This is a genomic window from Lactiplantibacillus sp. C232 (assembly GCF_023806725.1).
Taxonomy (GTDB): Bacteria; Bacillota; Bacilli; order Lactobacillales; family Lactobacillaceae; genus Lactiplantibacillus; species Lactiplantibacillus plantarum.
Genome location: NZ_JAMSKZ010000001.1, coordinates 244774 through 258864, shown reverse-complemented (window position 1 = coordinate 258864; position 14091 = coordinate 244774). Strand labels below are relative to the sequence as shown.

The following is a 14091-nucleotide window of genomic DNA, read 5'->3' as shown; positions in this document are numbered from 1 at the left end:
ATAGCATATCGCCCGTTGAACATTTCCATGCTATTATATAAGTAATACAGATTGTACTAATTATGCTAACACAATACAATCAAGATGCTAGTCACAGGTTAGACTAGCTGAACAAGTTAAGTAAGGAAGTGACACAATGCGTGCAGTAACATTAAAAGCAATCGGCCGGGTCCAGGGGGTGGGCTTCCGTTGGGCCACTAAAGTTGCCGCTGACAAATGCGGCGTGAACGGAATCGTTCGTAACCTGATGGACGGCTCAGTCTTTATTGAAGCCGAGGGTGAAGATCAACGAGTGCAAGTCTTTATCGACGTTGTTCGGCAGTCGCCAACCGATTTTGGCAAGGTCAAGCACCTCGAAGTGCATGAAGTTGAACCACAAAACTATCACGATTTTCGGATAACCAATTGAATTCCCCCGACATCTTTAGTATCATCATCATTATATGACTTTAACAAAGGGGATTATTAACTAGTGAAATCAAAAAAAGGCCTTACGCTCACCATCACCTTAGGAACGTTAGCACTGTTTCTAAGCGGTTGTGTGCAAACGACCAAAGCTGGTAAACCATACGGGTTTGTTTACGAGTACCTTGCAAAGCCAGGGCAAAACGTGATGGAATGGTTGTCACAACTATTCGGTAACAACTACGGTTGGGCAATCATCGGCTTGACGGTCATTGTGCGACTCGTTTTACTGCCAATGATGATTAATCAACAACGTAAATCAACCTACCAACAAGAAAAAATGTCCGCGGTTCGGCCACAGATGGAAAAAATCCAGGCACGGCAAAAAGCAGCGACGACTCAGGAAGAAAAAGCCGCAATCAGTAATGAGCTCATGCAACTTTACCGTGACAACGGTATTAGCATGACTGGTGGTATTGGCTGTTTACCACTACTGATTCAACTGCCAATTTTCTCCGCCTTGTACTACGCTATTCGCTATTCGCCTGAATTATCTAAGGCGACCTTTATGGGGATCTCCCTTGGAAAATCCAGTCTGATTCTAGCCATTTTAGCCTTTTTATCCTACTTGGCACAGGGTTACCTATCCATGATTGGTTTACCTGAAGAACAGAAGAAGACGATGCGTCTCATGCTCATTATGAGTCCGGTCATGATTTTATTTGTTTCCATGTCCGCTCCCGCAGGTTTAGGACTTTACTTCTTCGTTGGTGGTTTGTTTGCCTGCTTGCAAACACTGATCATCAACTTCTTCCGGCCACGTATTCGGCGTGAAGTTGAAGCAGAACTCAAAAAGCACCCCATCAAAACACCAACACCGACGCAACCAAAGCCGATTAATGCAACTGAATCCAAGCCTAGTCATCCTCGTCCGCAAAATAATGCGGGGCGTGGTCGGAATGCCGGTAAACAACAACGACACCGTAAATAACCACTGAAGCTTAATCAACACTAAAGCACCGTCATGAAAATTCTCATGGCGGTGCTTTTTACGTTGCACCTAACCGGCACACAGCCGTCACCTTAACTGATTTTGCAAACATTACCACGGGATGCCAATTAACGCTGCCAGGCCCGATCAGATTAATTTCTTACTTAACCGGTAGGAATAACCCACGGTCAAAATCACGACCAACACGATAATCGTAACAAAGGCATTGAGAAATGAGTCTGTTGACATCTTTCCCATCGCTACTAACAGCGGTCCTGAGATTCCAAATAATCTGCCTGCTAGCACGTTAGTCCGATGCCAGTTTTCTTCTGACAAATAGGTCCACGGAATCCGGATTCCAACCAAGCGATTACGAGAAGTATATGCCATCGGTAATGCGACAATCGAGATGATTATCGCAATCAGCGCAAAGCCAAGCGTGGAAATCCGGTTGAAATCAATAAGTAACAAATAAAATAAAACGGTCAAGTTAATATCAGCACCGAGATACGTTCCCTTGCGCCAGTTGGGATTCTGTTTACAGATCAAAATTAAACTAATCCCAATTAAAAATAACCCACCAACCACGGCCAACGGTGCATTACGAACTCGCCACACGGGCGCACCACTGGCCAGTTTGATCACTGCTAAGATGACCAAATTGATTAAATTTACCATGATAAACAATTTAACCCCAAGCGTCTGTTGCCATTTTTCTGGAATCATGAGTAAGCCCCCATTTTAAACTGCTAACCCAATGAGATTGCAGCACCATAATTATTCTAATACCGAGTCCGACGTTATGCGTGATGCGTGACTAAAACACGCAATCGCTGAGAGCAAGGATGACCAGCAAATCACTCACCCGTATGTTGCAATCAATAATTGCTCAACTAGTTAAGCGCAATTATAGCTGAATTGCATAATAAGGGGTAGAACTTGCCCACTTTCAAGTTTGTCCGCCAACATTCCAAACTAAATCAAACGTATTTCGTCAAAATTAATCTACTTTGGGCAGACGACACTTCGAGACCTGAAATTTTATGTAAATATGCGATAATGGAAATTAACAATTCAAACTCAAGGAGGAACTCCCATGAAGTTACTACATACAGCGGATTGGCACATCGGCCGGACGCTTAACGGTTATTCTTTGTTAGATGAACAGGAAGCAGCGTTCAAGCAAATTCTAACGATTGCATTGGCTGAAAAAGTTGATGGTATCGTGATTGCTGGGGACATCTACGACCGGGCCGTTCCGAGTACCGATGCGGTCACTTCACTCGACCACATGCTGCAGGCTATTAATATCGAGCATCACCTACCAATCTATGCCATTGCTGGCAACCATGATGGCGCCAAACGTCTCAACTACGGTCGTGAATGGCTAGCCTATAATAATTTTCATATCAATACGTTACTAGCCGAGGCCTTCACGCCCATCGAGACCCCAACGGCACAAATCTTTATGTTACCGTTTTTTGACCCCATTGACGCGCGGGTCTACTATCAGCAACAAGGTTTGCCCGAAAAACAAGTCAAGGCGATTCACACCATTCACGATGCGATGCAACGCGTGGTTAGTGACCTCGTTACCACCTTTGATCCTGAAAAACGGCACTTGTTGATTACTCATTTTACCGTTACACCCAAAGCAGATGACGACTTGGAATTAACAAGTGAAACAACTTCCAAAGTGGGCGGTTTGGCGACGCTGACCACCGATTTATTCGCAGACTTCGACTACGTGATGCTGGGCCATATTCACACTCGGTTAGCCTCACCCGACAAAGATCGAATTCGTTATGCCGGTAGCCCCGTCAAATTTAACGTCAAGGAAGCCAACCCTAAGTTCCATGGCAAAGGTGTTGAAATTGTGACAATCACACCCACTGCGATCACCCATGAATTCAAGCCAATTCAGCCGCAAACTGACTTGGTTACGTTGCGTGCGCCTTGGGAAACGTTACTTGATCCCAACTTTTATCAGCAACAGCCGTTAAAGCAGGCTTGGTTTGCGATCACCGTCCAGGAATTCGACCGTAGTAAGCATCTGAACGTCCGGGCGCAACTCGAACAAATCTACGGCACAATTGTCGAACTGGACTACGAATCGAACCACCAAGCCACCGCCATTAGTGGCCCAAAAAACATGAACGAACTGAGTCCTGATGCCATTGTTGGGCAATTTTTCCACGCGATTACTGGTAACCAGCTCTCAACGACACAACAACAACTCGTTGACCAGATTTTCGTCAACTTAAGAAAAGAGGATTAGCCGTGAAACCCGTTTATTTAGCCATGAACTATTTTGGCCCCCACGAACATTCAATTATTGATTTTAGCAAGCTAGAAAGTACCCCGATTTTTCTGATTAGTGGTGATACTGGGGCCGGTAAATCAACTATTTTCGATGCCATGACTTTTGCCCTCTTTGGCAGTACGACGAATGATGGGACGGATGGTCGGGCAGCCAAAGAGATGCGCAGTCAGTTCGCCCCCGCTGACCAACCGACAAGCGTCACCTTCTACTTTGAGCAAGGCAATCAACTCTATAAGATTGCGCGCTCCCCTGAACAATACTTAGCTAAGAAAAAAGGATCTGGACTGACGAAAAAGAATAGTACGGCCAAATTAGCTGTCGTTGATCACGTTGGTGGCGTGGAGATTGAGAGCATTGCAACCAAGCCGGCCGACGTTGGTCCCGAGATCACGACCATCTTGAATTTGACTGCTGATCAATTTAAAAAAATCATTCTACTCCCCCAAAATGACTTCTCGGAATTCTTAAAGTCAAAAACGACTGACAAGGAAAAAATCCTTAAAAAGATTTTTGGAACGCAACTTTATTCAGACTTTACTGCGGAACTTAAAGCGGAGTATCAAACCGCCAGCAAGACTGGTGATCAGTTTGTCGCCGATTTGCGGGTCGCACTAGCCTCAGCAACTTGGAATGATGCGGAACAGGCTCAACTTCAAGCAGTTCCGGACGATCAAAAAATTCCACTACTACGAGCATTTGTTACGACGCGTCAAAGTGTTTTTGACCAAGCACAGCAAACGACTAGTAAAATCAATCGGTCTGTTAAAGCGGCCGAAACGACCTACCAGCAAGCACGCGATCGCCAACAACAATTTGACCGGCTCACACAGGCGCAAGCTGATTATCAAACTAAAGTTGAAGAACAAACACCGGCAATTACCATAGCCAAGCAACAGTTGCACGCGTTAACTTGGGCCCAGCCCCTACAAGCCACCATGCAAGCCCTCACTCAACAAACACGTGACCAAAAGCAATTGACACTTGACCAGCAAGCAGCTATGGATAACGTGCAACAAGCGCAGGACGACTATCGCCAAGCGCAAGCTGCAGTTCAACAATTACATGACCAAAGTGAAGCTAACCATCAGCACCAGCAGCGCTTGGAACAATTGGCCACGTTGATTCCACAAGCGCAACGCGTTGAAAGTCTCATCGCACAGCTCGCAAAGCTCAAGCCGAGTGTCGCTGATCTGAAGGCGACTTTTGAACAGCACCAAACCGTAATAAAGACATTAACAGCCAAAATCACCACCCAACAAGCGAACTTGCCATCTATTGATGACTTACACGCCACTAAAGATTTGCTGATTAAACAACGAGAACAGTTCGTCGACACCCTGACACCACTTGATAGTCAATGGCGAGGTGCGCAACAAGAACAGCAGCGCGTCACCAAGCAACTGACTGATTTACGGGCGCAGCTTGCCCGCGATGAACAGAATCAGCACAATGCGCAAGTCCAATTTGAACAACAACGTGGTCAACGCCAAAGCTTAATGATTGCCCAATTACAACAAGAACTCGTTGACGGCCAGCCCTGCGTGGTCTGTGGATCAACCGATCATTCACAGATGCCGTTCACAACCATCGTTGCAAATGAAGCTGACTTACGACAATCCATGCAAGCCGTTGACGACGCTCAAAACGCGCTGGCGGCAGCCAACAAGCAAGTGGAAGCAACTCAACAACGTGTCGAACAGGCTGAAAAAGAAGTTGACCAGGCTACGCAGCAAGTAACCACCGCCCAAACGCAACTAACTTCAACTTACCAACAGTTGATTGAAACCAACGGACTAGCACTAAAGTCACCCTACGATTTGACCGCAGTCAGGGCTTTTTTCGCTGAGCAACTCGCCACAATTACGAAGAAGCTTGAGGCAGCCCAACGAGTGGTTCAAGCTATTGAGAAATATACTGCTGAACTGGAAGCACAACAAAAACAGGCCCAACAAACGGAGTTACAGTTAGGCGAACAACGGGCCTTATTGCGCAATAAAACAGCCGATTTGACGGTAGCTCAGGCAGCCATTGGTACGGACTTACAAGTCACAAGCGCTGACCTGCTGGCCGAAAAAGCGCATCTCAATCAGATCGTCGCGACCTACCAACAACGCCTAGAGGCCGCCCAAGCCACCGTTCAAACCAGTCAACTTACTTTATCAAAACATCAAACTAAGCTCGATGATTTAAACGACCGGTTGAAGACAACACAGGCCACGCGCACGCAGCTTGAGCAAACAATCGCACAGGCCTTAGCTGCTCCAGAAGCACCGACTCATGACCAAACTGTACTTGAAAATTGGTTAGAAGAACTCGCCAATGGTCGACTGACCGCCCTGCAAGTCCAAATTGCCACCTATCGGCAAGACAAGGAGCGTCTGACAACCGAAATCAAGCAACTGCAAACCGCCTTAACGAACGTTGAACGACCGAATATTACGGGTATCCAAGCTCAGCTGGCCGACCTGCAAGCTCATAAGGATCGGGCACTGCAATCCCAAACCGTGGCGGAACAAGCCTTAACCGACGCGCAAAGTTGTCTCGAAAAAGTCCAACAAATCATGCACCAGCAAGGCACATTTGCAAAGCGGTTCGCCGAAATTACAAGCCTGTATAATATCATGACTGGTAAAGATGGCAACGATCACAAGCTCAAGTTAGAGACCTACGTTGTCCAAAACTACTTGCAACGCGTCTTAAACTACGCCAATGATCACTTTATCAACCTGCTTTCCAATAACCGCTACACATTTGAACTAGCTGCCGAAGCGAGTGATAACCGCAGTGACCACGGCCTCGATATCAATGTTTACGATAATGAAACCGGCAACTCGCGTTCATCCAACACGTTGTCCGGTGGTGAAACCTTCATTGCTGCTCTGTCGATTGCACTCTCGCTCAGTGAGGTCGTTCAATCTTCGGCTAATGGCGTCCAAATCGACGCACTGTTTGTCGACGAAGGCTTCGGCTCTCTGGATGATGAAACTTTGGAAAAAGCGATGCAGGCACTCGAAACAATTGGTGAAAACCGAATGGTCGGTGTTATCAGTCACATTGAATCAATGAAACGAACGATTGGCCAACAAGTTCTCATCAAAAAGATGGGGGATGGCCGCAGTACCGTGCGGTTGATCAGTAAATAGCCGCCGAAAACAACCGCAGTACATGACTAACAAGGTCTAAAAAACAGCGACACAAAAAATGGCGGCCGTCATTCAGCAATTATGCTGGATGACGGCCGCCGTTTTTGTGAACCATCCCAATTAATCAGACCGGATTAAAAGAAAATACCCAGGATCAATCCAAGTAATTGCATGCCTTGAAACATCATCAAATTTTGTGGTGCCGTATTAAAGGTGGTTTCTTTCACTTGCACCGCGTTAAAGGCCCGAATATTCTTCAAAATTTTTGGTAAAACGAGCAACACTGCCAGCTGATAAATCGGTAGTATTTGTAAAACAACACTCATCAGCACTGGCAAATAACCTAACAGCGCTAGCGTATCGTAGACCCGTAGTGACCAACGATGACCAATATAGTACGGAACCGTATAACGTTCATTGCGAATATCCTGTTGTAAATCTGAAATATTATCAGCTAACATGATATTCGCAACCAAGAAAATCCCTGGTAGCCCCACTAAAATCATGACCAATATGTTCTCTAAGTTCCCCACAATCGCAAACTGCGGCCAAGCAAACTTAAAGCCCGCCAGTACGGGGGTCGCGACGTTCATATAAACACTCAGAAAGAAAACGCCAAATCCTTCGACACATCCTGACAGTAATTCACCCAACGGGAAGCGCGAAAACGGCACCGGGCCATAGGTATAGAAGATAGCCACACCAATCGCTGCAGCGCCCATGAACAGTAACAATAGGTTTGTTCTGACGACTAGCACTAATCCTAAAATAATTGCAGTTGCTAACATCGCTAGCATCAAATTCAATGATCGTCGTGGTGATAGGTGCTCACGGCCAACAATGTTATAAGTATCCCGATAATGTAAATCCTTAGCCAAGTAGTAATCCTGCACGTTATTAAACCCCGTCACAAACAATGCAATCGCTACTTGTGCAACTAAGTAAATTAACGAATTGATCCAATTAAACGCATGAAAATAATAGATTGAAAATAAAATACCAATAAAATACGGCACCACACTAGCTGCCTTGGCATTTAGCCGAATGAATTCCAAAAAAATTTTGAACGTCATTGGCCGATAAGTTGGTTCGTTCGTCAACAACTTCGCCCCCTGATTAAATTAACTACTCTTCCACTATACCAAAAAAGGTTACTTGTGAAAATGGTTTCATGATGAACATACCAACAAATATCGGTCAGCTTAAATATATTTCGAGTCGGATCAATCTGAATCAGGATTAAACCCAGCCTGCTGGTGTACAACCTATTCGTCGTTTAATCAGCATCTTACTGCGCCCTATCGAACTGTCAGTCGATGCTCAATATTGATCCAGGCCTCCCTCAAAATCACGATATGATCCCATAGGCCGCGGCTTTAAAATTCATTACAGCGCAATTATCCATACTGAAAACGCACATTCAAGTTAAATTAACTTGAATGTGCGTTTTAAATTCATAAATGACTCGATTACCTAGTGGTCGTGCTCATGATCATCCAAGGGCGCTTCATCTTCATCACGAGTAGCTGGTCGGATTCCGGCTGGCAGTTCCGACTTGGCAATCTTTTCAACATCATTCGTTTCAGCCTCGGCCTTAGCTAAGAGCTTCGCGTCCCGTAGAATCGGTAACTGGAACCGAAAGATCGAGCCCTGGCCCACCACAGATTCAACACTAATATGACCATGGTAACCTTCAACTAACCGTTGCGCAATGGATAATCCTAACCCGTTACCACCCTTATCACGGCTACGCGCCTTATCAACCCGATAGAAACGGTTGAAAACCCGATCGAGATTGTCCTTAGAAATACCCTCACCAAAGTCTTGGACGGCGACTTCAATGTAGCGATAATCCGTGGATAATGATAAATGGATTTCTTTACGTCGTGTCGAGTACTTGACCGCATTATCCAATAAAATAATCAGAATTTGCTCGAGGTGATTACGGTAAATCTGAGCATACACCGGCTTTTTAACATCATCATCAAACGTAAAATGAAAGTCGGGATGAATCATCGTAAAATCGTTAAATGCTTGCGTCACTAACTTCTGAACGTCCGACGTCTCATGGCTAAAATTGATTTCCAATTGTTCAGCACGCGATAAGTCCAACATTTCTTGAACTAAGCTCTGCATTCGCTTGGTTTCTGACAAACTAGCCGCCAATGATTCCGACAACACTTGTGGATCATCCTTGCCCCATCGATTCAGCAACTCCATATGGCCCTGGATAATTGCCACCGGGGTCCGTAATTCATGGGAAACGTCTTCAACAAATTGCTGCTGTTGATTAATATAGCGTTGCATCTGATCAAGCATATCATTGAATACAACTGCTAAATCCGACAATTCATCATTGCGTTTAAGATCGGGCACTCGCGAGTCAGTTTGCGGATCATCATTGACCGCATTAATCGTCTGTTTGATTTTACGCATTGGCCGTAATAGAAACGCAGCTAAGAAGTAGCCCAGTAGCGTGGCACCAAAAATAGTGATCATTGTCATTACAATAAAGATCCAGATCAAATTCTGAGTCGTTGAATGGTATTCCGCCAAATTATCAGTGACCTGGGTGTAACCGATCAAACGGTGATTGCTAGCCGCATAAATGGGCGCCCGCCCAACTAATTCAGCATCACTTCCTCGGCCAATCAACACCACCTGACGCGTCTTATTCTTAGAGAACTCATGTGCATCCTTGCGGGATAGATAGAGTGTGTTCCCGTGTGGATCATAAACCGTCACAGCTAAGTTTGTGCGGGATAAGGCTGTTAAATCGGAATCTGAAAAGATTTTACTTTGCAGCACACCATGCTTACGTTCACTCATGGTAGTTGCCGGTTCAACGCTCGCCTCGGGTTGCAATTTAGCGGCCACCGACTTAATGGTCAGCCCTTTCGACTCCGTTCGCAACGATTGTTGCACCGTTGTAACAGCACTAGCCACGTTCCGTTGTTCTTGGTGCAATAAGAGGTTCGTGAAACTCTTATAGACCAATAATGAAAAACAAATAAAAATGAGCGCGGACCCAATTGCGGTCCCGAGCGCCCATTTCCATTTTAATGACCAACGGCGCCGTGGTTTAGGCGTCACTTGATTCGTATCAGCGTCAGTCATTAAGAACGAATCACGTATCCAGTCCCACGAACAGTTTGGATGTAACTCTTTTCTCCTGGTCGGTCAATCTTGTTCCGTAAGTAACGAATATAAACGTCGACGACATTCGTTTCAACTTCTGATTCGTAACCCCATACTTTGTTTAGTAAGACATCACGAGCGAGGACAACGTTAATATTTTCCATTAAAGTTAATAACAGTTCATATTCACGCTTCGTCAAGTTGATGACTTCGTCGCCACGTTTAACGACTAAGTTTTCCTTTTCAATCGTCAAGTCTTTATAAGTGACGGTCGTTTGTTTAGTGCTTTGTTGTTCACTTTCCAAATCGATTCGCCGCAATAGTGCTCGTAAGCGGGCAAGTAATTCTTCGATAGCAAATGGCTTAACAATGTAATCATCTGCCCCATGATCCAGGCCGGAAACTCGATCAATCACGGAGTCACGGGCCGTCATCATAATGATCGGCGTGTTCTTGACTTCACGAACCCGCCGGCAGACTTCCAAACCGTTCAGTTCTGGTAACATCAGGTCTAATAGGATGGCATCAAAATCTTCAGCTAACGCTGCGTCTAACCCTTTACGGCCGTTATATTCGACTTGAATATCATAGCCTTCGTGTTTTAATTCTAATTCAACGAAGCGTGCGAGGTTTTTTTCATCCTCAATAATTAATATTCGACTCATTTACTTTTAGTCACTCCTAATATTCAACTTATCTAAAAACCGTACGAATCAGTGATTTATCACCACTAACCTGCATTAAGCTAGTACAACATGTTATTTTAACATGAAAACGCTGAATTTCCTACACCCCAACCAGGGTCTGCTCCTCACCCAAATCTAATTTTAGTGAATTCTCATTAAATTGCAATCTTTATGTCTCATCATCTGACGGTTCGGTTTGCGGATGTTGCTGGTGCCACTGGCGAATAGCAGCTAGGCGCTGTTGCCAGGCTTTCTCCTGTCCCTGGCTAGTCGGCTCATAGTACCGGTGCTGTTTTAACTCAGGTGGCATCGTCGTCATCGTGGTTAATTTGGCCGCTGTATCATGGGCATATTTGTAATCAGAACCATAACCTAAATCTTTCATTAATTTTGTCGGTGCGTTGCGAATCTGTAAGGGGACCGGTAAATTACCCGTCGCTTTGATATCTGCTTGCGCTGCCGATTTAGCCGCGTATAATGCATTGGACTTCGGTGCTAAGGCTAAATAAGTCACTGCTTCCGTCAAATTCACGTCACACTCAGGCATACCGATCAACTGGCACGCCTGAAAGACTGCTACCGTCAGTGGCAATGCCTGCCGGTCAGCTAGCCCAATGTCCTCACTCGCAAACCGAATCAAACGCCGAGCGATATACAGCGGATCTTCACCGCCGGCTAGCATCCGCATCAACCAGTAAATCGCCGCGTCAACATCACTATTACGCATTGATTTATGTAACGCGGAGATAATATTATAATGCTCCTCGCCATGCTTATCGTAGCGCAACGACTTAGTATTGATCAGTTGCGATAACCCGGCCGTAGTAATCGTAACGTGCTTGCCATCGCGGTCACCGTTCAAAACAGCCATTTCTAACGTATTGAGCGCCATACGAGCATCACCATTAGCAAATTCTGCGATCAACCGTAGTGTATCAGGCTGCATCGTAATCTCAAGATCCGGAAACCCCTTCGGATTCTGCAAAGCGCCCTGTAAGACAGCTTCTAATGCATCAGGCGTCAATGCCTTTAAGACCAATACTTTGCACCGTGATAATAGGGCCGCGTTAATTTCAAATGAGGGATTTTCCGTCGTCGCACCAATTAACGTGATACTGCCGCGCTCAACATATGGCAAAAAGGCATCTTGTTGGGCTTTATTAAACCGGTGAATTTCATCAATAAAAACAATGGTCTTTTCACCAAAATCTCGATTAGCCTCCGCTTCATCCATGATTTGCCGAATTTCTTTAATGCCACTCGTCACCGCGCTAAACGTAATAAAGTGCGACTGGGTCTGTTGCGCAATAATTTCGGCCAGCGTGGTCTTACCGACTCCCGGTGGTCCCCAAAAAATCAGGGATGGTAACTGATCTTCTGCGATTAATTGTCGTAATAGTTTACCCGGGCCAAGTAGATGCTCTTGGCCCTTGAAATCCGCCAGCGTCACTGGCCGGACCCGGTAAGCCAACGGACTACTACTAGATTTATCCGGGTTAAATAATGATTCTTGTCGCATGGCGACCCCCACTTTCGCGTTTATTCATTACTCTCAATTTTAACGCAAACGTACGTTCTAATCCACTCAAACCAACGATCATTACCGCACAGCCACCCACAGCACAAAAAAACTGCGCCTAATCACGCGTAACGTCATTAGACACAGTTTAGTTCATTCAAAATGATTTTATTGTTCTTCGTACCAACTGTAATGGTATAACCCTTCACGGTCAGTCCGTTCATACGTATGCGCACCAAAGTAGTCCCGTTGCGCTTGCAACAAGTTAGCAGGTAACACTTCGGCCCGGTATGAGTCGTAGTATGACAATGCCGCACTAAATGATGGTACCGGTACACCAGCTTGGATTGCTAAGCTAAGCACTTCACGTGTTGATTGTTGATACTTGGCGGCGATGTCGGCAAAGTAGTCGTCCATCAATAAGTTATTTAAATCAGGCTTCTTATCAAAAGCATCCGTGATGTTTTGTAAGAATTGGGCCCGGATGATACAACCAGCACGCCAGATTTGGGCAAGTTCACCGAACTTCAAGTCCCAACCATAATGTTCAGAAGCGAAACGAAGTTGTTCGAAGCCTTGCGCATAACTCATAATCTTACTGAAGTAGAGGGCTTGACGAATCTTCTCAACCAATTCTTTCTTGGCTGGCAAGTCAACGTCAGCGGTTGGGCCAGCTAATTTCTTAGAAGCGGCAACCCGTTCGTTCTTCATCATTGAGATGTAACGCGCATAGACCGCTTCCGTAATAACGGATTGTGGCACTTGAACGTTCAAGGCATCTTCGGAACTCCACTTACCAGTTCCTTTGTTGTTCCCACGGTCTAAGATCATGTCAACGATTGGCTTAGTCTTATCCGCACCTAAATCATCCTTACGTGACAAAATGTCAGCGGTGATTTCGATCAAGTAACTGCTCAATTCGCCTTTGTTCCAGTCCGTAAAAATATCGGACATTTCATCAACGGACAAGCCCGCGACGTTGCGCATGATATTGTATGATTCATCGATTAACTCTTCATCACCGTATTCAATCCCGTTGTGGACCATCTTAACGTAGTGACCAGCACCGTTCGGGCCGATGTAAGTCACACATGGTGCACCGTCTTGAGGCGCTTTAGCAGAAATCTTTTCCAAGATTGGGGCAACTAAATCATAAGCTTCCTTTTGACCACCAGGCATCAATGAAGGGCCTTGTAAGGCACCTAATTCACCACCGGAAACACCCATACCAATAAAGTTGATTCCGGATTTATCTAAGCGGGCGTTACGCGCCATCGTGTCATTAAAGTTGGTGTTCCCACCATCAATCAAGACGTCGCCTTTATCTAATAGTGGTAATAATTCATCGATAACGGCATCGGTTGGCTTACCAGCCTTAACCATCATGATAATCCGTCGTGGCGTTTCAAGTGAAGCCACGAAGTCTTCGATCTTATAACTTGGTACTAATTGCTTGTCAGCATGGTCCTTAACGACCTTTTCAGTTTTGGCACCAGTCCGATTAAAAATCGCAACCTTGTAGCCGCGGCTTTCGATGTTCAACGCCAGGTTCTTACCCATGACGGCCATCCCAATGACACCAATTTGTGGTTTTTCATTACTCATTAGTTTATTGCCTCCCAATTTTTAATACGCAACTATCGTACCAAAAAACACGCTGTTAATAAAGTAAATGACCGCAAATTTTAAAATTAATTTCATATAATTTATCGCGGGAAGAAATTAATTTTCATAGAACCATCCAACAAGGTTACTTGCTTTTCAAACAGCACCAACTGACAAAGTTAAAAACACCGTGCTAGGCTTACAGTAAAATAAACGGATAACCTTCATAGATCGGTTCGTGGTGTTTAGGCTAGTGTCCTCATTGTTATTATGACGTTCCG

At 45.2% G+C, this 14091-nt stretch carries 10 protein-coding genes; 4 read left to right on the top strand and 6 right to left on the bottom strand.

Translation table 11 applies throughout. The features are described from left to right. The first annotated feature begins 136 nt into the window (after positions 1-136). Entirely contained in the window at positions 137-409 is a 273-nt protein-coding gene (locus MZO41_RS01265; RefSeq protein WP_003640307.1) for an acylphosphatase, read from the top strand. A gap of 63 nt (positions 410-472) precedes the next feature. Next, positions 473-1396: a membrane protein insertase YidC gene (yidC, locus tag MZO41_RS01260; RefSeq protein ID WP_003640306.1), complete on the top strand. Its 924-nt coding sequence runs from the start codon at positions 473-475 to the stop codon at positions 1394-1396. Positions 1397-1543: 147 nt separating this feature from the next. On the opposite strand, the gene MZO41_RS01255 is transcribed toward yidC, so the two are convergent. Beyond that, positions 1544-2122: an SdpI family protein gene (locus MZO41_RS01255; protein WP_003640305.1), complete on the bottom strand. Its 579-nt coding sequence runs from the start codon at positions 2120-2122 to the stop codon at positions 1544-1546. Between the two features lie 370 nt (positions 2123-2492). Between MZO41_RS01255 and MZO41_RS01250 the strand changes: the two genes are divergently transcribed. Then, positions 2493-3674 (top strand): exonuclease SbcCD subunit D, encoded by a 1182-nt coding sequence (locus MZO41_RS01250; protein WP_003640304.1) that lies wholly within the window; start codon positions 2493-2495, stop codon positions 3672-3674. 2 nt (positions 3675-3676) lie between these two features. Next, positions 3677-6862 carry an AAA family ATPase gene (locus MZO41_RS01245; protein ID WP_013355488.1) on the top strand — a complete coding sequence of 1062 codons (3186 nt, stop codon included), beginning with the start codon at positions 3677-3679 and terminating at the stop codon, positions 6860-6862. A 134-nt stretch (positions 6863-6996) separates the two neighbouring features. On the opposite strand, the gene MZO41_RS01240 is transcribed toward MZO41_RS01245, so the two are convergent. From MZO41_RS01240 to gnd, 5 genes are all read right to left on the bottom strand, one after another. Then, positions 6997-7965: a UbiA family prenyltransferase gene (locus MZO41_RS01240; RefSeq protein ID WP_003640302.1), complete on the bottom strand. Its 969-nt coding sequence runs from the start codon at positions 7963-7965 to the stop codon at positions 6997-6999. 370 nt (positions 7966-8335) lie between these two features. Further along, on the bottom strand, positions 8336-9979 hold the full coding sequence (locus MZO41_RS01235) for a HAMP domain-containing sensor histidine kinase (RefSeq protein WP_003640301.1): 1644 nt from the start codon (positions 9977-9979) through the stop codon (positions 8336-8338). Next, positions 9979-10665 (bottom strand): response regulator transcription factor, encoded by a 687-nt coding sequence (locus tag MZO41_RS01230; protein ID WP_003638551.1) that lies wholly within the window; start codon positions 10663-10665, stop codon positions 9979-9981. The genes MZO41_RS01235 and MZO41_RS01230 overlap by 1 nt, the downstream gene beginning before the upstream one ends. Positions 10666-10855: 190 nt before the next feature. Next, positions 10856-12205 carry a replication-associated recombination protein A gene (locus tag MZO41_RS01225; protein WP_003640299.1) on the bottom strand — a complete coding sequence of 450 codons (1350 nt, stop codon included), beginning with the start codon at positions 12203-12205 and terminating at the stop codon, positions 10856-10858. A gap of 168 nt (positions 12206-12373) precedes the next feature. Further along, on the bottom strand, positions 12374-13810 hold the full coding sequence (gene gnd / locus MZO41_RS01220; RefSeq protein WP_003640298.1) for an NADP-dependent phosphogluconate dehydrogenase: 1437 nt from the start codon (positions 13808-13810) through the stop codon (positions 12374-12376). Positions 13811-14091: the final 281 nt, after the last annotated feature.